Below are 21,926 nucleotides of genomic sequence, written 5' to 3'. Positions count from 1 at the left end.
GACAAGTCGGCGCTTCAGGCGGTTCCGACGGCTGACGGGCCAGCCCGCCGCGATCGGCGAGCCGCCCCGCTCCGGTGCGTTATTTCACGCTTTCACGGAACCACTTCGGGTGATGCTTGCGAGCCCAGCCCAGCGTGACGGTGCCGCGCACCATCGCGCCGATCGAGCCCTTCACCCACAACGCCGCGTAAATGTGCACGATGATGCTCGCGATCAGCACGAAGGCCGCCACGGCATGCACGACAGCGGCCGCGCGGATCACCCCGATCGGGAAGTAGAACGAGAAGTAGCGCCGCCAGATCACGACTCCCGACAGCAGGAGCAGCAACAGGCACGCCACCAGCGTAAAGAATAGCAGCTTCTGTCCGGCGTTATAGCGCCCGACAGGCGGCAGCTTGTCTTCCTGGTTGGTCAGCACGTCGCCGATCTGCTTGAGCCACTGCCGGTCGTCCGCGTCGAGCGCGTTGTGATGCCAGAAGCGCACCACCAGGATCGCGAACGACACGAACATCACGAGGCCGACGAACGGATGCAGGATCCGCGTCCACTGGCCGCCGCCGAACAGCGCGGTCAGCCAGAACATCGACGGATGGAACAGCGCGAGCCCCGACAGCGCGAGCAGCACGAACGTGATCGCGGTGATCCAGTGGTTCGTGCGCTCGTTCGCCGAGTAGCGGACGATCAGGTTGGGGTCGTCGTGCTTCATTTCGCGTCCTCCTTGATGCGCCGCGCCTCGTCGCGCGCGGCCGCTTCCTCTTCGTCGCTCACCTCGTTCGGACCGACCCGGACATAGTGGAAGAACCCGGCGAGCGCGGTCAGCGCGATGCCCGCGACCGCGAGCGGCTTCGCGATGCCCTTCCACAGCTTCACCATCGGGCTGATCGACGGGTTGTCGGGCAGCCCGTGGTACAGCGACGGTTGATCGGCATGGTGCAGCACGTACATCACGTGCGTGCCGCCGACGCCCTGCGGGTCGTACAGCCCCGCATGCTCGAAGCCCCGCTCCTTCAGGTCCTCGATCCGCTCGGCCGCATGCTGCTTCATGTCCTCCTTGGTGCCGAACACGATCGCGCCGGTCGGGCAGGTCTTCACGCAGGCCGGTTCCTGGCCGACCGCGACGCGGTCGGAACAGAGCGTGCACTTGTAGGCGCGATGATCCTTCTTCGAGATCCGCGGAACGTTGAACGGGCAGCCGGTCACGCAATAGCCGCAACCGATGCAGTTCTCCTCGTGGAAATCGACGATCCCGTTGTTGTACTGCACGATCGCGCCCGGCGACGGACACGCCTTCAGGCAGCCCGGATCCTCGCAGTGCATGCAGCCGTCCTTGCGGATCAGCCACTCGAGGTCGCCCGCCGGGTTCTCGTATTCGGAGAACCGCATCACCGTCCACGAATGCTCGGTCAGGTCGGCCGGGTTGTCGTACACGCCGACGTTGGTGCCGATTTCGTCGCGCAGGTCGTTCCACTCCATGCATGCGGTCTGGCATGCCTTGCAGCCGATGCACTTCGATACGTCGATCAGCTTCGCGACACTCCCGGTCACCGGTTCGCGCACCGTGGGCGGTGGCGTCGTGGTGGCCGAGACGCGCTTGATATCCAGCGATTGCAATGCCATCTCTTCCCCCTTACGCCTTTTCGACCTTCACCAGGAACGACTTGAATTCCGGTGTATAGGAGTTGCCGTCACCCACGGACGGAGTCAGGGTATTGGCGAGATAGCCGGGCTTCGTCAGACCCTTGAAGCCCCAGTGCAACGGGACGCCGACCGTCTGGACCTTCTTGCCGTCGACCGTCAGCGGCTTGATCCGCTTCGTGACGAGGGCAACCGCGACGATGTAGCCGCGCTTGGACGACACCTTCACCCGCTCGCCGTGCGCGACGCCGACTTCCTTCGCGAGGTCTTCGCCGATCTCGACGAATTGCTCGGGCTGGATGATCGAGTTCAGCCGCGCATGCTTGGTCCAGTAGTGGAAGTGCTCGGTCAGCCGGTACGTCGTCGCCACGTGCGGGAAGTCCGCCACCTTGCCGAACGACGCGCGGTCGTCCGGGAACACGCGGGCCGCCGGGTTGTTCAGCGCCTGCGGGTTGTTCGGGTGCAGCGGGTTCGCGTCGAGCGGCGTCTCGAACGGCTCGTAGTGCTCGGGGAACGGGCCTTCGTTCATCCCCGCGCGGGCGAAGAAGCGCGCGACGCCCTCCGGGTTCATGATGAACGGCCCCATCCCGTTTTCGGGGGGTTCGTCCGCCTTGAAGTCCGGGATATCGGGGCCCGCCCACGCCTTGCCGTTCCAGCCGATCAGCTTGCGGGTCGGGTCGAACGGCTTGCCGCTCACGTCGCACGACGCGCGGTTGTACAGGATTCGCCGGTTCGCCGGCCACGCCCACGCCCAATTCAGCGTCTGGCCGATGCCGGTCGGATCCGAGTTGTCGCGCCGCCCCATCTGGTTGCCGGCCTGGGTCCATGCCCCGCAGAAAATCCAGCAGCCGCTCGCGGTCGTGCCGTCGTCCTTCAGTTGCGCGAACCCGGCGAGTTGCTCGCCCTTCTTCACGAGCGTCTTCGTCGGATCCTTCGGATCGGGCAGATCGGCGAGCGCCCGCCCGTTGAACTCCATCGCGAGCTCCTGGGGCGTCGGGCTTTCCGGGTTCGCGTACGGCCAGCTCAGGTTCACGATCGGATCCGGATACTTGCCGCCGTCCGCCTGGTACATCTTGCGCATGCGCAGGAACAGGCCCGACATGATCTCGAGGTCGCTCTTCGCTTCGCCCGGCGGCTCCGCGCCCTTCCAGTGCCATTGCAGCACGCGGCTCGAGCTCACGAGCGAGCCGTCTTCCTCCGCGAAGCACGTCGTGGGCAAACGGAACACCTCGGTCTGGATCGTCGACGCATCGACGTCGTTGTAGTCGCCGTGATGCTTCCAGAACTCGGAGGTCTCGGTCGCGAGCGGATCCATGATCACGAGCCACTTGAGCTTCGCGAGCCCCGCGGCCGTCTTCACCTTCGATGGCGCCGCCGCGAGCGGGTTGAAGCCCTGGCAGATGTAGCCGTTCATCTTGCCGGCATTCATCAGCTCGATCGCCTGCAACAGGTCGTACTGCTTGTCCAGCTTCGGCAGGTAGTCGTAGGCCCAGTTGTTCTCGGCCGTGGCGGCATCGCCCCACCACGCCTTCATGAAGCTGACGTGGAACGCCTTGTAGTTCTTCCAGTAGCTCAACTGGTTCGGCCGCAGCGGCTCCTGCGCGCGCTTCTTGATGTAGCCGTCGAAATCCTGCTCGGCCTGCATCGGCAGCGTCATGTAGCCCGGCAGCAGGTTCGACATCAGCCCGAGGTCGGTCAGCCCCTGGATGTTCGAGTGGCCGCGCAGCGCGTTCATCCCGCCGCCGGCGATGCCGATGTTGCCGAGCAGCAGCTGCACCATCGCGCCGGTGCGGATCATCTGCGCGCCGACCGAGTGGTGCGTCCAGCCGAGCGCGTACAGGATCGTGCCGGCCCGGCCGGGAACGGCCGTGGTCGCGAGCATCTCGCACACCTTGAGGAATTTCTCCTTCGGCGTGCCGCACGTCTGCTGGACCATGTCCGGCGTATAGCGCGCGTAGTGCTGCTTCAGCAGGTTGTACACGCAACGCGGATGCTGCAGCGTCGGGTCGACTTTCACAAAGCCATCGTCGCCGCGCTCGTAATCCCAGCTCGATTTGTCCGGGTACGCGTGCTTCTGGGCGTCGTAGCCGGAATAGATGCCGTCGTTGAACGCGAAATCCTCGCGCACGATGAACGAAAAGTCCGTGTAGTTCTTCACGTACTCATGCTGGATCTTGTCGTTCGTCAGCAGATAGTTGATGACGCCGCCCAGGAAGACGATGTCGGTGCCGGTGCGGATCGGCGCGTAGTAGTCGGCCACCGAGGCCGTACGCGTGAAGCGCGGGTCGACGACGATCAGCCGCGCCTTGCGGTGCGCCTTCGCCTCCGTTACCCACTTGAAACCGCACGGATGGGCCTCGGCTGCATTGCCGCCCATCACGAGAATCACGTCCGCGTTCTTGATGTCGACCCAATGGTTCGTCATCGCTCCACGGCCAAACGTCGGGGCAAGACCTGCCACCGTCGGGCCATGTCAGACACGCGCCTGATTGTCGAATGCGAGCATCCCGAGACTGCGGACGGTCTTGTGCGTCAGGTAGCCGACCTCGTTGCTGCCCGCCGACGCGGCCAGCATGCCGGTGGTCAGCCAGCGGTTGACCTTCGCACCGTCGTCCGCCGTCTCGACGAAGTTCGCGTCGCGGTCGGCCTTCATCCGCTTCGCGATGCGGTCGAGCGCGTCATTCCACGAGATCGGTTCCCACTTGTCCGAACCGGGCGCCCGATACTCGGGGTGCGTCAGGCGGCTCGGGCTGTGGATGAAATCGATCAGGCTCGCGCCCTTCGGGCACAGCGTGCCGCGATTGACGGGATGGTCGGGATCGCCTTCGATATGGATGATGCTCGGCTGGGCGTTCTTCGCGCCGTCTCCGAGGCTGTACATCAGGATGCCGCAACCCACTGAACAGTAAGGACAGGTGTTGCGTGTTTCGACTGTGCGCGCCAGCTTGTACTGTCGGACTTCGGCGAGCGCTTCGGATGGCGAGAAGCCCATCAGGGCTAGACTCGATCCGGCAAGCGACGTAGCCGTCACCTTCAGGAACTGGCGCCGGGACATTTGTAGCATGGCAGGTCTCGGCGTTATTGTGGGGGTGGGGAAACTGAAAGGAATTATAGACAGTCCACGCAACTATGTTCGATTCTTCGGATCAATTCTGAATTGTCCGATTACCAACGGTGACCGCCGCACGGCATCTCGACCGATATTTCATGAAACGACAGATCACCACCGAGGCGACCCGTCTCGCCCAACAGCAGGCCAACTGGGCCCTCACCGCGTTCAAGCGCTTCTCGTCCGACCGCTGCTCCGCGATGGCCGCGGGCATCGCGTTCTTCTCGGCATTCTCGCTTGCGCCGATGCTCGTGATGGTGATCGCGGTCGCCGGCTGGTTCTACGGCGACGACGCCGCGCGCGGCCAGGTGTTCGAACAGGCGCACCAGCTGATCGGGGACGACGCGGCGGCCAGCATCCAGACGATCGTGCAGAACGCGCATCGCGCAGGCGAGCGCGGCGGGCTCGCGACACTGATCTCGTTCGCCGCGCTCGCGATCGGCGCGTCGGCCACCTTCGCGTCGCTCAGCGCCGCGCTCAGCGTGATCTGGCCGGCCACCGAAAACCGCTGGTCGAGCATGCTTGGGCTGGTGCGCGTGCGGCTGATCTCGTTCGGGCTCGTGCTCGGCGTCGCGTTCCTCCTGATCGTGTCGCTCGTGCTGGACACCGCGATCACGTTCATCGGCACCTGGCTGCTGGGCAATTCGCCGTATGTCGTCGTCACGAACCTCGTGCAGTTCTTCGTCGGCATCGCGGTGCTCGCGGCCGCATTCGCCGCGCTGATGAAGTTCCTGCCGGACGCGCGCGTCGCGTGGCGCGACGCCGCGGTCGGCGGCGTCGTGTCCGCGATCCTGTTCTCCGGCGGCAAGAAGCTGTTCGCGCTGTACCTCGCGCATGCGGGCACGGCCAGTGCGTTCGGCGCAGCCGGATCGTTCGCGGTCCTGTTGATGTGGTTGTACTTCTCCGCGATCGTGCTGCTGCTCGGCGCGGAATTCGCGGCGGCCCGCGGCAACGCGCATCGGCTTGCCGGGACCGCCGCACCGGCCGCTTCCGCGCAAACCGATCGCCCCGCCGATCGCTTGCGCGACGACTGATTCGCCGCTTTCGCCACACCGTCGCACGACCCCGCACACCTGCTCGCGTCGATGCAACCACGCTGTCCGCCGCGCATTCGAGCGGCGTTGACACGTTCGTTGCATACCGTGATTTCACTGCCGCAACCGCAAACGTTTGCAATCCTCCGTTTTGGCGCGCCAACGGGCCAAAACGGGGGGCCTGCCGCGATGCGCGTCAACTCCTGGAACAATCGCGCCGCAGCAACTGTCAACTATTTCAAAAACAGGAACAGTTGTTGATGTGCTTGATATATATAGACTTTTTCCCGCTGTTACCTTTTCGAGACACTTTATTTTTTAAGCTTTCTTGCGTCTACGGCACTGAGCTATTCTCCAATCCGCAACAAATAACGATGAATCACTTGCGTGGAGAAACTCAACGATGAAGAAACTTGCTCTCTCGACCCTCTCGCTCGCCCTGCTGGGCGCCGCCGGTGCTGCTCACGCTCAATCGAGCGTCACGCTGTACGGCGTGCTCGATACGTCGATCGCCTACGTGCATGGCAATGACGGCCAGGCCAACAACATGTGGCAAATGCTGTCGGGCAACCTGCAGGGTAGCCGCTGGGGCCTGAAGGGTGCCGAAGACCTGGGCGGTGGCCTGAAGGCAATCTTCCAGATTGAAAACGGCTTCAACCCGGGTACGGGCAAGCTGAGCGCATCCAACACGATTTTCAACCGCCAGGCATACGTCGGTCTGCAAAGCAACCAGTACGGCACGCTGACGCTCGGCCGCCAGTACGACCCGGTGGTCGACCTGGTTCAGGCAGTCACGGCTGACAACTATTTCGGCAGCTTCTTCGCGACCCCGGGCGACGTCGACAACAACGACAACAGCCTGCGCGTCAGCAACGCGGTCAAGTACACGTCGGCGGTCTACTCCGGCTTCCAGTTCGAAGCGATGTACGGCCTTAGCGGCATCGCCGGCAAGCCGGGCCAAGGTCAAACGTGGTCGGCGGCTGCCGCCTACAACAACGGCCCGATCGGTATCGCAGCCGGCTACTTCTACGCGAACAACCCGTCGCCGACGAACGGCACGACGCGTTCGGGCTGGGGCTCGACGACGGCTGACAACATCGTCGACGGCCCGATCAACTCGGGTTACGTGACGGCGAAGTCGATCGGCATCGCGCAGGTCGCAGGCCAGTACGCGATCGGCCCGGTCACGCTCGGCCTCGGCTACAGCAACGCGCAATACAAGCCGGACGCCTACTCGGGCTTCACGTCGACCGAGAAATACAACACGGGCCGTGGCTTCGTGACGTATCAAGTCACGCCGCCGCTGCTGCTGGGTCTCGGCTACTCGTACACGAAGGCGAGCGGCGACACGGACGCGAAGTACCACCAGGTTTCGCTGGGTGGCGACTATTCGCTGTCGAAGCGCACGGACGTCTACCTGGTCGGTGCATACCAGCACGCGAGCGGCACGCAACGCGTAAGCGCAACGGTTACCCAGGACGCACAGGCATCGATCGGCTCGTACGGCTACGCCGGCACGAAGTCGCAGGAAATGGTCGCTCTCGGCCTGCGCCACAAGTTCTAAAAACGACGTACCCGGCGTGCATGGCGTCTCCGACGCCTTGCCGCCGAACTGGAAAGCCAGTCATCGGTTTCGGCCGTGGCTGGCTTTTTTTTCGTCCGTCGCCGGCGGGCCGGCACGGCCCGCTCCCGCCGACGGCCGATACCCGGGCACCCGAGGCACGTCGGCCGGCCGGCAGCGGCGCCTGGTGGCTGCAATACGCCGGAAACGCGATGTCCTGACGCAGGGATCTCTCGCCGCGTGCGCGCCGGACGACTACCATCCGCACTGTCGGTGCCACGGAACCGGTGCGACGGCCGTTCGCCCCGGCGTGTCGATCTCGGCGGTCTTCATCCGTCGTATCGAGGTCGGCACGCGATTTGCGCCCCGGCCAATACGGACAGGAGATACGCCATGACGATTCAGAAGATCACGCCCTTCCTCTGGTACGCGGCGGAAGCCGAAGAAGCCGCAGCCTTCTATGCGGGAATCTTTCCGGACTCGCGCATCGTGCGCGTCACGGCGGTGCCCGGCACCGACGGCACGCGGATGGTCGAGTTCGAACTGTTCGGGCAGCCGTTCTTCGCGATGAGCCACCCGCGCACCGACACGTTCAACCACGCGATCTCGCTGCTGGTCAGTTGTGCCGACCAGGCGGAGCTCGACCGCTACTGGAACGCCCTGCTCGACAACGGCGGCACGGCCGACGCCTGCGGATGGCTGAGAGACCGCTACGGCGTCTCGTGGCAGATCGTTCCGGAAGCGCTGATCCCGATGATGTCCGACCGGGATACCGTCAAGGCCGCGCGCGTGGCCGCCGCGATGATGCAGATGGTCAAGCTCGACGACGCCGCGCTGAAAGCCGCCTATGCCGGTACGGCGGGCTGACGAAGCAGCACGCCGCACAGCACGTGCGCGATGACGCGCCGGGTCGCCGCCAGGCATCCGGCTCGACGCTGCCGGCTTCGAGGTCGCCGCGCAGCCACTCGCCGAATGCAGTTCGCGCCGCGCCGGGTGACGCCACGGCACGACTTCGTCGTGCGCGACGACGGTCACTTCCAGTGCGCGCGTGCCGTCGGCGCGACCGGGCGGCGCCGACACGGCGAGCAGGTCGAGCATCAACGCGCGCCGCGTCGATTCATCGGGCCGGGCCGATACCGTCACCAGCAAGTCAATGTCGCTGCGCGGTTTCAGCCCGCCGTCGAGCGCCGATCCGAACAGGCGGATCGCCTTCAGCGTCGCGCCGAGATGCCGCTCGATCGCATCGCACGCCGCGGCGGCCTGGGCCGCGATCTCGTCGGGAATGGTTTCGGTCACGATGCGCGTACCTCGCGATGCGCACGCAACCGGCCCAACCGGCGCAGCGAGCGCAACGGGCAACGGCGGATCCGCTGCAAGCGCGCAAGCGGATTGCCGTTCGTCATCGCGCGTGCGCGGCGCGTCTTCCGTCGCACGTCACGCGTCGAACCGGTCCTTCCGCCATATCGCGGCTTCGCTGCCGCGCGATTGGCGCAGCGCAATAAAAATCCCCGCACGCTTTCGCGTACGGGGATCGTCGGACATCGCAACGGCTGCCGACATGCATTCGGCAACCGCTGCGCGGCATTACGCTGCCGCGTCCTTCAGCTTCTTGAGCGCACGTGCCTTCACGCGCACGCTGGCCGGCTTCGCCGGGAACCAACGCTCTTCGCCCGTGAACGGATCCTTGCCGAAGCGCTTCTTCTTCGCCGGCACGACTTGTGCCGTGATCTTCAGCAGACCCGGCAGCGTGAACTCGCCCGCGCCCTTCTTGTGGACCGAGCCCAGCACGACGTTCTCGAGTGCGACGAGCACTGCCTTGACCGCCTTCACTTCGACAGCTGCGCGCTCAGCGATGTGCGTTGCGAGCGATGCCTTCGTGAACTTGTCTTTCAGCGGCGTCGGAGCGGCCGGTGCCGCCTTCGCGACAACTTTCTTGGCCACTACTTTCTTCGCGGGCGCAGCCTTTTTGGCAGCCACTTTCTTGGTGGCCGGTGCGGCAGCCTTCTTGGCCACCTTTTTTGCGGAAGTCGCCATGTTTCTCCTACCAGGTGTGGTCGTTGGATACACGAAGCGTGCAACGCGCGCGCTTCAACGCCGGATTCTACAAGCGCCTTGACGCTTCGTGCAGTACTTTTATGCGTTTTCGCGGGGTTTCCCGCAGGTTTTTTTACATGCGACCGATTTCATCGACGCTCCAGCATCAAAAAACACCTTCACGTAGGCACCCGAACGCGAATTACGTTCGATATTTGCGCACCTATACTGGGCTCGCTCAATGCCCGGATGCCGCCATGCGCGAAGCCAGATACGTCAAAGGACTCGACGGCCTGCGAGCCCTCGCCGTCATCCTCGTTTTCCTGTCCCACAAGGGCCACGTCCTTGCCGTCGACGTCGGCAAGCTGGGCGTGTGGACGTTTTTCCTCATCAGCGGATTCCTGATCGTCGGCGAGCTGCATCGCAACCGCCAGGCGGTCGAGTGCGGCGCCATGACGCGCCGCCATGCGCTCGCGCTGTTCCTCGCGAAACGCGCGCTGCGGATCTTCCCCGTCTATTACCTGCTGCTCGCCGCGCTCGCGATCGCGCACGCGCTGTTCTACCAGCGCGGCGTCAATCTCGGGCTCGCGTGGCACGCGGCGTTCCTGTCGAATTACTGGATCGGCGTCGTCAAGGACGGCTGGCCGGGCTCCACGTCGCACTTCTGGAGCCTCGCGGTTGAACAGCAGTTCTATCTGATCGCGCCGCTCGCGCTGCTCGCGGTGCCGGCCGCGCGACACGTCGCGCTCGGCATCGCGGCCGTCGTGCTGGCCGCGCTCGCGCATCTCGCGCTCTCCCTGTGCGACGCGTCGCCGGTGCTGATCTACGCATTTTCGCCGTGGAATTTCGCGCTGATCGCGCTCGGCGGCGTCGGCGCGATCGCGCTCGCCGATCGCGGTGCAACCGCCGTGCGCCGCGTTCCGCCCGGCTGGCTCGGCGCGGCTGGCGTGCTGTTCTTCCTCGTGCTGCCCGCCTGCACGGCCTTGCCCGGCGCGATCGCGGGGCTCGCGGATCTCGGCCTGTCCGCCTCGCTCGGCGCGCTGCTGCTGTGGATCGTCAGCGAACCCGAGCATCCGGTCGTGGCGCTGCTCGACTGGGCGCCGCTCGCCTATCTCGGCACGATCAGCTACGGCTTCTACCTGTTCCACAACCTGATTCCGGCGCGTTTCGGCGTGCTGCCTGCGCACGTCGCGCACGTGGCCATACCGGAAATCGTCCGCGACACGCTACCCGAGATGCTGCAGTTCGCGCTCGCCGTGCTGCTCGCGCACCTGTCCTGGCGCTATCTCGAAAAGCGGCTGCTCGATTTCAAGAAGCCGGTCGCCGCGATGCTGGCCCGGCATTTCGTCGCGCGGCCGAGCACGTCGGCACGTTGAACGCCGCACGGAATGCGGCAACGACTGAACGTGGAAACCGCGATTCAGGCCACAACCGGGAGCCGATACCCGGTGAGCGAGGTGTCGCCGCGTCGCTTCAGCGACCGGCGCCGGTCGAGCCGGCGCGGTCACACACGTCGATGGACATCGCGCTTCCGAATCGCCGCAGCGGTCACCCGGTCGCCCGCTGCGGCACCGGTTTCAGGCGTGACGGCCGTTCTTGTCGAAGCGCCCCGCTCCGCACGCGGCGCCGCCCACGAAGCCAGTCCGCCACGACACACACGCCGACGGCGCGCACCACGATCGCGCAACCGCGCACCTGTCCATGCAAAAAAGCCCCGGCGCGCGAGCGGCCGGGGCCAACGGAACAACCACCACCTGAAACAATGGAGCGCGCGGCTGCCTAGGCGACAGCAGCCAGCGCGGGCAAGCAGGTACGCAGGTAGGCCTCGAATTCGCGGCTCACTTCCGGATGCTGGAGCGCAAGCTCGACGGTAGCCTTGAGATAGCCGATCTTGCTGCCGCAGTCGAAGCGCGTGCCGTAGTAGCGATACGCGAGCACCTGCTCGTTCGCGAGCAGCGACTGGACCGCATCGGTCAGCTGCAGCTCGCCGCCGGCGCCCGGCCTGAGCTTGCGCAGGTGATCGAAGATCGTCGGCATGAACACGTAGCGGCCGACCACGCCGAGATTCGACGGCGCATCTTCCGGCGCCGGCTTCTCGATGATGCCCGACAGCTTGATGATGTCCTCTTCCCATTCGCGGCCTTCGACGACGCCGTACGAGCGGCTGTCGTCGCGTGCGATCGTCTCGACCCCGATCACCGAGCTGTGATAGTGGTCGAACACGTCGACGAGCTGCTTCAGCACCGGCTGTTCGCCGTGCAGCAGGTCGTCGGCGAGGATCACCGCGAACGGCTCGCCATGCACCAGCTTCTCCGCGCACAGCACCGCGTGGCCGAGGCCGAGCGCTTCCGGCTGGCGCACGTAGAAGCAGTTCACGTGGCTCGGCTTGATGCCGCGCACGAGCTCGAGCAGCTTTTCCTTGCCGCGCGCCTCGAGCTCGGCCTCGATCTCGTACGACTTGTCGAAGTGATCCTCGATCGCGCGCTTGCTGCGCCCGGTGACGAAGATCATCTCGGTGATACCTGCGTTGATCGCTTCCTCGACCGCGTACTGGATCAGCGGCTTGTCGACGACGGGCAGCATTTCCTTCGGGCTCGCCTTCGTTGCCGGGAGGAACCGCGTGCCGAGACCGGCAACGGGGAACACGGCCTTGGTGACTTTCAACATGTTCGCATCCTGATTGCGTTGACTGCGCCGCGTCGACCCGGGACCCGGCGCGATTGTGTTCCGAACGGCATATCGAGAATCGACGGCACTGCCAATTCGGCTCCGCTCATTTTCGATATGGACCGATTGCCCAATGATTCCGGAAAAAATATAATCCTTTCAACCCGGTCGATGTTGCCGAACCGGGCGCCGAAGCAGAAACAAATTACCGATTTTCCAGATACAAATTCTTACGATTCGAATTCCTCGATATAGGGCACGCCGCCCCGTTCGAGCCCCGGGCGAATCGGTTCGTTCTTCAGCGCCTCGCGGTACGCCGACAGCACGGCCATGACCAGCAATACTGCAGCGCTCGCGATCCAATGCATGTCCATCTTGCCGCTCCTTGCATCAATCAACTGGAGCTTCAAATTATCAGAAAAAAATCGGTAAATAATTGACCTGCCTCGCGGAACCGCTTTCTGAAAGCGATGAACCCATGATGTGGAATTCCGATATTTCCCGGCGAGATTTTTTTATTCATTGATCGAATTCTTGCGCATTACGATTGGATGAAACTTCCCGTCCATCCGTCGCAAGGAATCGAATCGCATGCAAGCTTTCAGCGGATCGTCTCTAGCCGCGCCGCCCGTCGCCGATCGCAAGGAACACGCGATCGACGCGATGCGCGGCTTCGCGGCGCTGCTCGTCGCCTATTTCCACTGCCGGCAGGTCGTCTGGGTCGGCATGCAGAGCTTCCATCACGCTTACGGCCATGCGCTCACCCCGGGCGCGATCGCCGGCTACCTGACCTTCCCGTTCGCGTGGGGCTCCGCCGGCGTGCCGATCTTCTTCGTGATCAGCGGCTACTGCATCCACCGCAACGCGGCGCTCAAGCTCGCGGCCGATCCCGCGTACCGCCTCGACGCGCCGAATTTCTGGGTGCGCCGGTTCGCGCGCATCTACCCGGTGCTGCTCGCCGCGCTGCTGTTCACGCTCGCGCTCGACTCGGTCAGCCTGCAGATCGAGCCCGTCAGCCACAAGATCCGTGACGTCGGCCTCGTCGCGTTCCTCGTGAACCTGTTCTCGCTGCAGGGCGTCGCCGGCTACACGTACGGGTCGAACGGCGCGCTGTGGACGCTGTCGCTCGAAGTGCAGTTCTACGCGATCTACCCGCTGCTGTTCGCGCTCCGCCGGCGCATCGGCATGCCGGCGGTCGTGGCCGCGGTCGCGCTCGTCAACGTCGCGTCGGCGTGGCTGCTCGAACGGCACGATCTGCAGTTCTTCACGTCGTACTGGCTGTCCTGGACGATCGGCGCGTGGATCGCCGACGTGCGTGCGCAGCAGGCGCGCGGCGGCGGCGCGGCCACCGTGCCGTCGCTTGCGTGGTACGGCGCGGCAGCCGTGCTGCTGGCCGCCGGCTGCGGCGCGTTCCATTACGGCCAGTACGGCGCGTTCCAGCTGTGGTCGGCCGGCTTCGCATGCTTCCTGTACCGCGCGCTCGCCCGCCCGCCGCACCCGACGCCGCCGCTGCGCGTGCTGAGCTGGTTCGGCGACTTCAGTTACTCGCTGTACCTGATCCACTTGCCGCTGTTCGTCTGCCTCGGCTCGGTGCTGTTCCATTCCGAGCTGCAGTTGTCGATCTGGCCGTCGTTCGCGTTCATGGCCATCGCGATCCCGGTCGCGTACGCGTTCTACCGGATGTTCGAACGGCCCGCGATGACGTGGTCGGCCAGCTTCAAGCCGGCCCGCCCCGCTCGGGCCGTCACGCCGGCGCCCGAACGGGCAGCCTGACCCGGAAGGTCCGCTTTCCCGAGTCCCTGCGCGGCGTCCCGCTGCGCGGGGGCTTATTCAGGGCTTGAGCGGGTCGGCACGGCGGGTTGGCATGATGGACTAGCCCTCCGGCGTCGGGCCGCGCTACGGCCCGCATGAGCCGTCCTCGACCGACTTTCATTACCGGGACTGTCTGGACGCAGCCTTCTGTCGTCACCTTCTGTCGTCACCTTCTGTCGTCACCTTCTGTCGTCACCTTCCGGCGTCACCCACCGCCCCCCCAATCGACGACCTGCCAAACACGCACCCTACACGGCGCATAACAACCTGCCCGGCAAAGGCGCCGACGCTGAAAAACCAAGCCCCCACGCAGCACACCGCCGCATGAGGGCTCGTTTCCCGCCGGCTCGCGCCGATTACCGCTGCTTCGCCCTCGCCGCCTTCGCCGTATCCGCGAGGATCTTCTCCACCCGCTCCACATACGTTTCGGTGCCGAACCGGCGCACCGCCGTCGCACGCCCGCTCGCGACGAGCCGCTCGCGCAGCGCACCGTCGCGCTTGAGCGTATCCAGCGCATCGGCCAGCGCGGTCGGATCGCCCGGCGCGCAGAGCAGCCCGTTGTCGCCGTCCTCGATGATCTCGACGACACCGCCCGCGCGGGCCGCGACGACCGGCCGCCGCGCGAGCATCCCCTCGACGATCACGCGCCCGAACGGCTCCGGCGTGATCGACGTATGCGCGACGACGTCGACCGTCGTCATGCACGCGGCCACGTCGCGCTGGAACCCGAGAAAATGCACGCGCGCGTCCATCCCGTGCCGGGCAACGTATTCATGCAGCTGCGCGGCGTATTCGTCCTCGCCGAACAACGGTGCGCCGACCAGCACCACGTGCATGTCGGGATGCCGCGCAGCGGCCTCCAGCAGTACATGCTGCCCCTTCCAGTGCGCGAGGCGGCTGAACGAGCCGACGAGCCATGCGTGCTCGGGCAACCCCAGCCGCGCGCGCAGCGCGGCCTGGCTGACACCTTCCAGCGCATCGAACGGCTCGGCCGAAATGCCGTTGAACACGACGTCGACGTGCTGCGGCGTGAAGCCCGTCAGCGTACGGAACGCCTGCGCAGACGCATCCGAATTCGCGATCACGCGCGTGACGCCGAGCCGCGCGCAGTACTTGATCGCCAGCAGCTGCTTGCTGCCGAAATGGTCGGTGCTGACGATGTCGCGCAGGTGCCACACCACCGGCTTGCGCGCAAGCCGCCCCGCCAGCGCGGCGACCACCATCGCGCGCTGCGTGTTCGCGTAGATCACCTCGGCACGGCGTGCGCGGCGCGCGACGTCGCGCACCAGCCGCACGAGCTGTTTCACCGCGCCGACCGACACGCCGCCCTGCTTGCGCACACCCGCGAGCGCGCCCTGGTCGACCACGTCGACGCGCGCACCGATCTCGTAGAGCGCCGCACGGAACGGCCCGTCGTCGAACAGCAGGACATCGGCGTTCGCGCGCATGTGCTTCATGATCTCGAGCAGCGACAGCTCGGCGCCGCCCAGCACGCCGCTCTGGTCGAGCACGAGCGTCGCCGGGCCGCGCGAGGCCGGCATCGGCGCGATGGCCGTACCACGCTGCGCGGTCGAGCCAGGCAGCGCGGCTTCGACATAGTCGAGAAAGCGCCGCCGGAACGTATCCGCGGAGAATCGCTCCGCGTTCGCGCGGCAGGCGTTCGGCGTGAAGCGCTGCGGCGCACGCTCGAAATCGTCGACGGCCGCGACGATCGCGTGCGGCGTCTGTTCGTCGAAAAAGAGCCCGGTGGGATTCAGGTTCGACTGCGGGTCGAGCACGGTTTCGAGCGCGCCGCCCTTGCCGTACGCGATCACCGGCGTGCCGCACGCCTGCGCCTCGACCACCGAGATCCCGAAATCCTCCTCGGCCGCGAATACGAACGCCTTCGCGCGGCGCATCCGGTCGTGCAGCACCGCGAACGGCTGGTAGCCCATGATCTCGACGTTCGGGGCGGCCTTCGCGCGGATCTTCTGCATCTCGGGGCCGTCGCCGATCACGACGAGCTTGCGCTCGGGCGTCCGCGAGAACGCATCGACGATCAGGTCGATCTTCTTGTACGGCACCATCCGCGACGCGGTCAGGTAGAAATCCTCCTTCTGCGCGTTCAGCGAAAACGCGTCGACATCGACCGGCGGGAAGATCACCGCCGCGTCGCGGTGGTAGACCTTCCTGATACGCCGCGCGATGAACGCGGAGTTCGCGACGAAACCGTCCACCGCGTTCGCGGTGCGCGTGTCCCAGTTCCGGATGTAATGCAGGATCATCCGCGCGAGCAGCGATTTCGGCCCGTGCGTGAGGTTCGACTGTTCCAGGTACTGGTGCTGCAGATCCCACGCATAGCGGATCGGCGAATGCACGTAGCTGATGTGCACCTGGTCCGGCCCCGTCAGCACGCCCTTCGCGACCGCGTGGCTGCTCGAGATCACGAGGTCGTACTCGGACACGTCGAGCTGCTCGATCGCGAGCGGCATCAGCGGCAGGTAGCTGCGGTACTTGGTGCGCGCGAACGGCAGCTTCTGGATGAACGACGTCGTCACCGGCTTGCCGCGCACGAACGCCCGATCGTCGAGGAAATCGACGAGGCTGAACAGGTCCGCATCGGGAAAACACGCGACGATCTGCTCGAGCACGCGCTCGGCGCCCGCATAGGTGACGAGCCAGTCGTGGACGATCGCCACGCGCAGCGCGCGCGACGCAGGGCGCGCGCCGGCGCGTTCGGCCGGCGCGGACCGGCGCAGCACGGCGGCGTCGCCCGCTTCGGCCACGGCCGCATCGGCGGCGGCGAGATTCAACACGGCGTGTTCCGCCAGATCGCGATTCATACGGTTCTCCTCGCATTGAGACGGACGAACAGGTCGCGCACGAGCGCACGCAACCCCGGCGTCATCGTGAGCGACCACGCAACATTCAGCAGCAGCACGACCGCGCACATGCCGATCGACTCGACGAGCCCCGGCCACGCCTGCGCCAGAAACAGGCTCGCGAGCAGGAAGGCGAGGTGCGCGAGCATGTCGAGCACGATCGCGCGCATCCGGATCGCCGACAGGTACAGCAGCACGCCGTAGTCGACGAGCGCACGCGCGGCAACCACCACCGCCGCGCCGATCAACCCGAAGTGATGAATGCCGAACCACAGGCCACCGACGAAGAACGGCATCTCGACGAGTCCGGCGAACGCCGCGCGGGCCGGGTTGACCTGCGACTGGATCAGGATTCGCGTGACGCTCGCCTGGCCGACGAGCCACACGCTGATCACCAGCACGCGGCCGACCGGCGCCGAATGCGCGGCGAGATCGGCGCCGACCCACAGCGTGAGGAACGGCGCGAGCGCGAAAATTGCGACGATGCCGACCGGCGTGAACACGCCGTTCAGGAATTCGAGCGACTGGCGCGCGAGCGTGTCCGCATGGTCGCGGCCCACCGCCGACAGGCGCGGGAACAGCGTGCGCACAAGCGCGTTCGGCAGCATGTTCAGGCGCGTGACGAGGTTCTGCGGCACCGTGTAGTAAGTGACGAACTTCGCACCCATGCCCGCGCCGAGCATCACGCGATCGAGCGTGTCGGCGATCATGCTCGTCGTGCTCGCGATCAGCATCCAGCCGCCGAAGTTGAACAGCCCTTTCGCGGTGCCCCACTGCGGCGGATCGATGCGCCGGATGCCGAGCACCTTGATGCTGGCGTGGCCGAGCATCACCGCTGCGACCAGGCGCGCGACGACCGCCGCGGCGAGCACCGTCTGCAGGTTCGGCGCGATCCACCACGCGGCGCCGAGCGGCAGCAGCTGGAACAGGAAGGTGCCGATCGTCTGGTTCGTGTTGAACACGCCGAAGCGTTCGGCGCCGTTGATCGCGCCGGCGAACACCCACGACACGTTCGCCAGCGGAATCGCGAGCGCGAGCCACGGCAGCGCGAGATAGACCTCGTGCTGCATCGCCGCCGACACCTTCGTGAAGTACGCGGTGTAGATGAACGCGCCGAAATAGATCAGCAGCCCGCCCACGATGCCGGTGCCGAGGTTCAGCCAGAACGCGCTCCAGAACACGCGTGCGCTCTCGTCGGCGTTGCCGCTCGCGAGCGCCTTCGAGATGTGGTTCTGCGCGGCCATGCTCATCCCGAGATCGAGAATCCCGAAATAGCCGATCAGCGTCCACACGAGGCTGACGACGCCATAGCGTTCGACGCCGAGCGCATGGATATAGGCGGGCACGGTGACCAACGACACGAAGGTCGGCAGGATCAGCCCGATGAAGTTGATCGAAACGTTCTTGAGTATGCCTTTGTCCATGCTTGTGCCTTGTGTGACGTCGCCCGTCACGGTTTCCAGCGATACATCAGCACCTTGCCGCGCGCGTCTTCCTCGACGAACACGAGGTATTCGCCGTTTTCGCGGCGGAACGCGCTGATGCCGAACGGCACGTCGACCCAGCCGGATGCCTTGCCGACCTCGGCGCCGGGGCTCATCACGCCCACTTCCTTGCCGGTTTCCTTGTCGTACACGTGGATCTTGCCGACCGGCTCCACCCCGAACAGGTAGCGGCCCTCGACCGTGATCCCGATCAGGTCGAAGATCGGCTTCGCGTCGAGCTGCCACGGCAGCGCGACCTGGTAGCGCACGACCGGCGCGCCCGTCGACCACTTGTCGAAGCGCACCAGCACGCGGCCCACTTCCTTGTTGATGCCCGGCTGCGGCGGTGCGTCGGCCGTGTAGCCGGTCACGTACAGCGTGTCCGTCTGCGCGTCGTAGATCGAGCGGCGCAACTGCGTGAACGGCTGCGGCATCGGGTAGGTCGTGACCTTGTCGTACGAGTAGACCGGGTTGCCGGCCTTGTCGACGCCGCCGTAGCGGAACCGGTGGATGCCGCGCACGTCGCTCGTGCGCCAGATGTCGCCCTTCGTGTCGACCCACCAGCCCCAGCCACCCGCCTTCGCCTTGCCCGTCGTGTTGAGCTCGAACTCGTCGGCATCCAGCCGGCCGTTGCCGTTTGCGTCGCGCCATAGCCAGTCGCCGCCCGGCGGCTTGTTCGGCACGTTGTCGACCGGCCGCGCACGGCCCGCGATCAAGCCGGACGGAATCGCGACTTCGCCGTCGCGCTTCGCATCGAAGCGGTAGATCTTCAGGTGATCGGCGTACATGTCGGTCAGGTACAGGAACGTGCGGCCGTCGACGCGGCGCGCGATCGGCATGCCCGGCCATTGGTCCGTGTGGAACACGGGGTCGTCCGGATACTTGAAGCGGTTCGACAGGAAGCCGACGTATTTCCAGTCCTGGCCCGGCGGCTTCGACAGGTCCAGCTCGAAGCGCTTGTTGCCCGTGTACACGCTGTCCGGCCGCGCCGGGTCGAGCCACGCGCCGTCGACGAACAGCAGCCCCTGCACCTGCCAGCGCGGCTTGCCGTCCGGCGTGTAGCTTTCGAGCACCGCGCCGAGCCCTGCGCCGATCGTGTCGTGACGCGGCCCGATGCCGTTCATCGACACATAGATGTTGCCCGCGCGGTCGACGCCGACGCCCGTCAGCCCGTTGAAGCGCTGCGGCCCCGGCCGGCCCGGCACCGGGCCCGCGAAAACGCCGCCGCGCTCGCCGAGCGTGCCCGACTGCGCATAGCCCTTGCCGCCTTTCGAGAAGATCAGGATCTGCTGGCGCGGGCCATTGTCCGCGACGAGCACACGCCCTTTCGTGTCGACCGCCACGTCCACCGCGTCGGCGCCTTCGGGCAGCGCGGGCGCGTCGTCGAGCCTGCGGCCGTCCGCGCGCACGTGCACCAGGTGCGCGGGCCCGTTGATCGTATCCGTGAGCAGCCACAGCGTGCCGTCGCCCGCGAGCGCGATGCGGCCCGGCTCGTGCGCGCTCCACGTGCCCTTCTGCTGCATCGTCTCCGCGTCGTACAAGTCCACCGCGTCACGCGACGGATTCGTCGCGAACAGCGTCTTGTCGTCGGCCGCGAGGCCGCCGACTTCCGCCTTCTGCTCGCCCACTTCCGAGCGCGCGGGCGCCGCCACCTCGTTCATCATCATGAAGCTCGCGGCCATCCGCGCGCGGCCGGGGTCCGCCCGGCCGCCCGGCGCGACCTGCGGCGCCGCGCGAAACGGCGCGGGCTGCTTCAAGTCGCCGATCGTGCGGCGCGAGATGCCGAACCACTGCTTGCCCTTGTCCGGCCAGATGCCGGGCGACTGCAGGTGGCCGCGCTCGTTGCCGACACCGATCGCGACGTATGCATACTTGCTGTTCACGGCGATCGCGCTGCCGCCGAGGTTGCCCCAGCCGTGCGTGCCGCCCGCGAAGCCGAGCATCTTCCCGTCCTGGTAGACGCTCGCCTCGGCCCCGCTCTCGTCCCACGGCGCATTCGTATACACCTTGCCCTCAGGCGTCACCGCGATCGCGCGGATGTCGATCTGCGTCCAGCTGCCGTCGCCATAGCCGAACGTATTGCCGATCCACGACGTCGTCGCGGGCAACACCGTTTCCGCCGGTGCGGCGCGCGTCAGCAGCGTCGCGCATACCGTCATGCCAACCAGAATCAGACATCGCAATGCGCTTCTCCAGACTTGATGCAACAGCGACCGGCACCGCCACGGACTGCCGCCGGCGCACCTGTCGCTAAATGGGTTTCAACCGTCGCGATGCAGGTTACAAGCAAAAATAATCACAAGAAATTTGGAAATATTTGGGGATGTTTCTGCATGAAATATCGAACCGGAACAGAGGCGAAAAGGCATCCGAAAACGGCAATAACGACCGCCCTTTGTTTTCCGATCCGTAGAAAATTCCGCTTCGCACCGCCTGACGGGGCCGTCCGGGCACCGACCTTTCACCCCGCGACTGAAACAATCGGCATTTGAATGTTTGTCGCCAGATAAATGACGCGCGTTTTTTTGCCGATTTCTTTTCCCTAGAATCGGTTTCGATTCGATATTTCATTTAATGGCATGCATTACGTTCACGTTTACGCATCGGATGTGCGGCACGCCCCGGCTCACGCCGCGCGTCGCGAAGGAGCGGCGCGATGACGGGCATCTCGCGACCCGCGGACCTCCCCCCGCCGCAACACGGCCGCATCGTGCAGCTCGACGGGCTGCGTGCGATCGCGGTCGGCGCCGTGTTCCTGCAGCACGCGCTGAAGGCGCCGCTGTGGATGGGCGTCGACCTGTTCTTCGTATTGAGCGGTCTGCTGATCACCGGCATCCTGCTCGATCGCAAGGCGCGCGGGCAGTCGTACTTCAGCCACTTCTACGCGCGCCGCGTGCGCCGCATCCTGCCGCCGTACGCGCTGCTGCTGCTGGTGTCGACGATCCTGTTCGGCGCGAGCTGGCTGCCGCACTGGCCGTGGTTCGCGTTCTTCTCGACCAACATCGGGCTGTCGCTCGGCAGCATCGGTCATGACAGCCTGAACGTGCTGTGGTCGCTCGCGGTCGAGGAGCAGTTCTATATCTTCTGGCCGTTCGTCGTGCTGTGGTGCTCGGAGCGCGCGCTGCTGTGGGTCGCCGCCGCGCTGATCGTCGCGGCTCCGGTGCTGCGCGCGATCGCGACGCCGTGGTTCGACTCGTTCTGGCCGATCTACTACCTGACGCCGTTCCGGATGGACCTGCTCGCCGCAGGCGCACTGCTCGCGATCGTGCTGCGCCGCGACCGGCGCGCGCTGGAGCCGTTCTATCCGCTCGCGATCGCCGGCGCGCTCGTGTCGCTCGCGATCCTCGGCTGGCTGCACCTGTCGTTCCCGCGCTTTCGCGCCGCGAACACACCGCTGTCGAATGCGGCGCTCTACAGCATCTCGCTGCTGCTGTGCACGTCGATCGTCGTGATCGCGCTGCGCGGCCGCGGCATCGTGCAGCGCGTGCTGACGAACCCGATGCTCGTCTACGTGGGCACCGTCAGCTACACCGTGTACCTGATCCACCTCAGCGTGCTGTACGCGCTGTGGCCGCTGCATCTGAACCGTTTCGTCACGGCCGCGCTGGCGCTCGCGATCACGCTCGCATACGCGACCTTGAGCTGGTACGGCTTCGAACGGCGCCTGACGCGCGGCCCCGCCCGCCGCGCGCTGCCGGCCGCCGCCCGCACGACCGCCTGAATTTCATC

General features: G+C 65.9%; 15 protein-coding genes and 1 pseudogene. 6 read left to right on the top strand and 10 right to left on the bottom strand.

Going from position 1 to position 21,926, the window contains the following annotated elements; translation table 11 throughout:
* Nucleotides 1–79 precede the first annotated feature (79 nt).
* The 3 genes from HWX36_RS23485 to fdnG are packed head-to-tail and all read right to left on the bottom strand — an operon-like array spanning nucleotide 80 to nucleotide 4,699.
* Nucleotides 80–706: a formate dehydrogenase subunit gamma gene (locus HWX36_RS23485; RefSeq protein ID WP_039370262.1), complete on the bottom strand. Its 627-nt coding sequence runs from the start codon at nucleotides 704–706 to the stop codon at nucleotides 80–82.
* Nucleotides 703–1,617, bottom strand: a complete 915-nt coding sequence (gene fdxH, locus HWX36_RS23480; RefSeq protein WP_175955212.1) for a formate dehydrogenase subunit beta — start codon at nucleotides 1,615–1,617, stop codon at nucleotides 703–705. The genes HWX36_RS23485 and fdxH overlap by 4 nt, the downstream gene beginning before the upstream one ends.
* Nucleotides 1,618–1,627: 10 nt before the next feature.
* The gene (gene fdnG, locus HWX36_RS23475; protein WP_175955210.1) at nucleotides 1,628–4,699 is read right to left on the bottom strand and encodes a formate dehydrogenase-N subunit alpha; all 3,072 of its coding nucleotides are present in this window, start codon (nucleotides 4,697–4,699) and stop codon (nucleotides 1,628–1,630) included.
* A gap of 143 nt (nucleotides 4,700–4,842) precedes the next feature.
* Between fdnG and HWX36_RS23470 the strand changes: the two genes are divergently transcribed.
* From HWX36_RS23470 to HWX36_RS23460, 3 genes are all read left to right on the top strand, one after another.
* Nucleotides 4,843–5,778, top strand: coding sequence for a YihY/virulence factor BrkB family protein (locus tag HWX36_RS23470; RefSeq protein WP_175955208.1), 936 nt, complete (start codon nucleotides 4,843–4,845; stop codon nucleotides 5,776–5,778).
* Between the two features lie 403 nt (nucleotides 5,779–6,181).
* Nucleotides 6,182–7,342: a porin gene (locus tag HWX36_RS23465; protein ID WP_175955206.1), complete on the top strand. Its 1,161-nt coding sequence runs from the start codon at nucleotides 6,182–6,184 to the stop codon at nucleotides 7,340–7,342.
* 390 nt (nucleotides 7,343–7,732) lie between these two features.
* Complete coding sequence (locus HWX36_RS23460; RefSeq protein WP_175955205.1) at nucleotides 7,733–8,206, top strand: VOC family protein; 474 nt, start codon at nucleotides 7,733–7,735, stop codon at nucleotides 8,204–8,206.
* A gap of 58 nt (nucleotides 8,207–8,264) precedes the next feature.
* Here the strand turns inward: HWX36_RS23460 and HWX36_RS23455 are convergent.
* Together HWX36_RS23455 and HWX36_RS23450 are read right to left on the bottom strand one after the other, a co-directional pair.
* Nucleotides 8,265–8,635 (bottom strand): annotated as a pseudogene (locus tag HWX36_RS23455) (aminoglycoside adenylyltransferase family protein); the annotation flags it as partial.
* Between the two features lie 288 nt (nucleotides 8,636–8,923).
* Nucleotides 8,924–9,373 carry an HU family DNA-binding protein gene (locus HWX36_RS23450; RefSeq protein WP_011355701.1) on the bottom strand — a complete coding sequence of 150 codons (450 nt, stop codon included), beginning with the start codon at nucleotides 9,371–9,373 and terminating at the stop codon, nucleotides 8,924–8,926.
* Between the two features lie 257 nt (nucleotides 9,374–9,630).
* On the opposite strand from HWX36_RS23450, the gene HWX36_RS23445 reads away from it, so the two are divergent.
* Nucleotides 9,631–10,749 (top strand): acyltransferase, encoded by a 1,119-nt coding sequence (locus HWX36_RS23445; RefSeq protein WP_175955203.1) that lies wholly within the window; start codon nucleotides 9,631–9,633, stop codon nucleotides 10,747–10,749.
* Nucleotides 10,750–11,152: 403 nt separating this feature from the next.
* Here HWX36_RS23445 and galU read toward each other — a convergent pair whose 3' ends face one another.
* Together galU and HWX36_RS23435 are read right to left on the bottom strand one after the other, a co-directional pair.
* On the bottom strand, nucleotides 11,153–12,040 hold the full coding sequence (gene galU / locus HWX36_RS23440; protein ID WP_175955194.1) for a UTP--glucose-1-phosphate uridylyltransferase GalU: 888 nt from the start codon (nucleotides 12,038–12,040) through the stop codon (nucleotides 11,153–11,155).
* A 230-nt stretch (nucleotides 12,041–12,270) separates the two neighbouring features.
* A complete protein-coding gene (locus tag HWX36_RS23435) occupies nucleotides 12,271–12,414 on the bottom strand; it encodes a hypothetical protein (protein WP_006479318.1) in 144 nt (47 codons plus the stop codon).
* Between the two features lie 217 nt (nucleotides 12,415–12,631).
* Here HWX36_RS23435 and HWX36_RS23430 point away from each other — a divergent pair, with 217 nt between their 5' ends.
* Nucleotides 12,632–13,813: an acyltransferase gene (locus HWX36_RS23430; RefSeq protein WP_175955192.1), complete on the top strand. Its 1,182-nt coding sequence runs from the start codon at nucleotides 12,632–12,634 to the stop codon at nucleotides 13,811–13,813.
* Between the two features lie 395 nt (nucleotides 13,814–14,208).
* On the opposite strand, the gene HWX36_RS23425 is transcribed toward HWX36_RS23430, so the two are convergent.
* Genes HWX36_RS23425 through HWX36_RS23415 form a run of 3 tightly spaced genes read right to left on the bottom strand, consistent with a single transcriptional unit; the run spans nucleotide 14,209 to nucleotide 20,356 of the window.
* On the bottom strand, nucleotides 14,209–16,674 hold the full coding sequence (locus tag HWX36_RS23425) for a glycosyltransferase family 4 protein (protein ID WP_175955190.1): 2,466 nt from the start codon (nucleotides 16,672–16,674) through the stop codon (nucleotides 14,209–14,211).
* Entirely contained in the window at nucleotides 16,671–18,137 is a 1,467-nt protein-coding gene (locus HWX36_RS23420; protein WP_175955188.1) for an oligosaccharide flippase family protein, read from the bottom strand. The genes HWX36_RS23425 and HWX36_RS23420 overlap by 4 nt, the downstream gene beginning before the upstream one ends.
* A gap of 26 nt (nucleotides 18,138–18,163) precedes the next feature.
* Nucleotides 18,164–20,356, bottom strand: a complete 2,193-nt coding sequence (locus HWX36_RS23415) for a hypothetical protein (protein WP_175955250.1) — start codon at nucleotides 20,354–20,356, stop codon at nucleotides 18,164–18,166.
* Nucleotides 20,357–20,853: 497 nt separating this feature from the next.
* Between HWX36_RS23415 and HWX36_RS23410 the strand changes: the two genes are divergently transcribed.
* Nucleotides 20,854–21,918 (top strand): acyltransferase, encoded by a 1,065-nt coding sequence (locus HWX36_RS23410; protein ID WP_175955186.1) that lies wholly within the window; start codon nucleotides 20,854–20,856, stop codon nucleotides 21,916–21,918.
* The last annotated feature ends 8 nt before the right edge of the window (nucleotides 21,919–21,926 follow it).

The organism is Burkholderia sp. BCC0405, assembly GCF_902833075.1.
Taxonomy (GTDB): Bacteria; Pseudomonadota; Gammaproteobacteria; order Burkholderiales; family Burkholderiaceae; genus Burkholderia.
This window is presented reverse-complemented; position numbering and strand designations above follow the sequence as displayed.

Excerpts from the sequence above, each read along its gene's own strand:
- HWX36_RS23450 (WP_011355701.1), bottom strand. The coding sequence starts at position 9,373 with ATGGCGACTTCCGCAAAAAAGGTGGCCAAGAAGGCTGCCGCACCGGCC.
- HWX36_RS23445 (WP_175955203.1), top strand. The coding sequence starts at position 9,631 with ATGCGCGAAGCCAGATACGTCAAAGGACTCGACGGCCTGCGAGCCCTC.
- fdxH (WP_175955212.1), bottom strand. The coding sequence starts at position 1,617 with ATGGCATTGCAATCGCTGGATATCAAGCGCGTCTCGGCCACCACGACG.
- HWX36_RS23420 (WP_175955188.1), bottom strand. The coding sequence starts at position 18,137 with ATGGACAAAGGCATACTCAAGAACGTTTCGATCAACTTCATCGGGCTG.
- HWX36_RS23460 (WP_175955205.1), top strand. The coding sequence starts at position 7,733 with ATGACGATTCAGAAGATCACGCCCTTCCTCTGGTACGCGGCGGAAGCC.
- HWX36_RS23425 (WP_175955190.1), bottom strand. The coding sequence starts at position 16,674 with ATGAATCGCGATCTGGCGGAACACGCCGTGTTGAATCTCGCCGCCGCC.
- HWX36_RS23430 (WP_175955192.1), top strand. The coding sequence starts at position 12,632 with ATGCAAGCTTTCAGCGGATCGTCTCTAGCCGCGCCGCCCGTCGCCGAT.
- HWX36_RS23410 (WP_175955186.1), top strand. The coding sequence starts at position 20,854 with ATGACGGGCATCTCGCGACCCGCGGACCTCCCCCCGCCGCAACACGGC.
- HWX36_RS23465 (WP_175955206.1), top strand. The coding sequence starts at position 6,182 with ATGAAGAAACTTGCTCTCTCGACCCTCTCGCTCGCCCTGCTGGGCGCC.
- HWX36_RS23470 (WP_175955208.1), top strand. The coding sequence starts at position 4,843 with ATGAAACGACAGATCACCACCGAGGCGACCCGTCTCGCCCAACAGCAG.
- HWX36_RS23485 (WP_039370262.1), bottom strand. The coding sequence starts at position 706 with ATGAAGCACGACGACCCCAACCTGATCGTCCGCTACTCGGCGAACGAG.
- galU (WP_175955194.1), bottom strand. The coding sequence starts at position 12,040 with ATGTTGAAAGTCACCAAGGCCGTGTTCCCCGTTGCCGGTCTCGGCACG.
- HWX36_RS23435 (WP_006479318.1), bottom strand. The coding sequence starts at position 12,414 with ATGGACATGCATTGGATCGCGAGCGCTGCAGTATTGCTGGTCATGGCC.
- HWX36_RS23415 (WP_175955250.1), bottom strand. The coding sequence starts at position 20,356 with ATGACGGTATGCGCGACGCTGCTGACGCGCGCCGCACCGGCGGAAACG.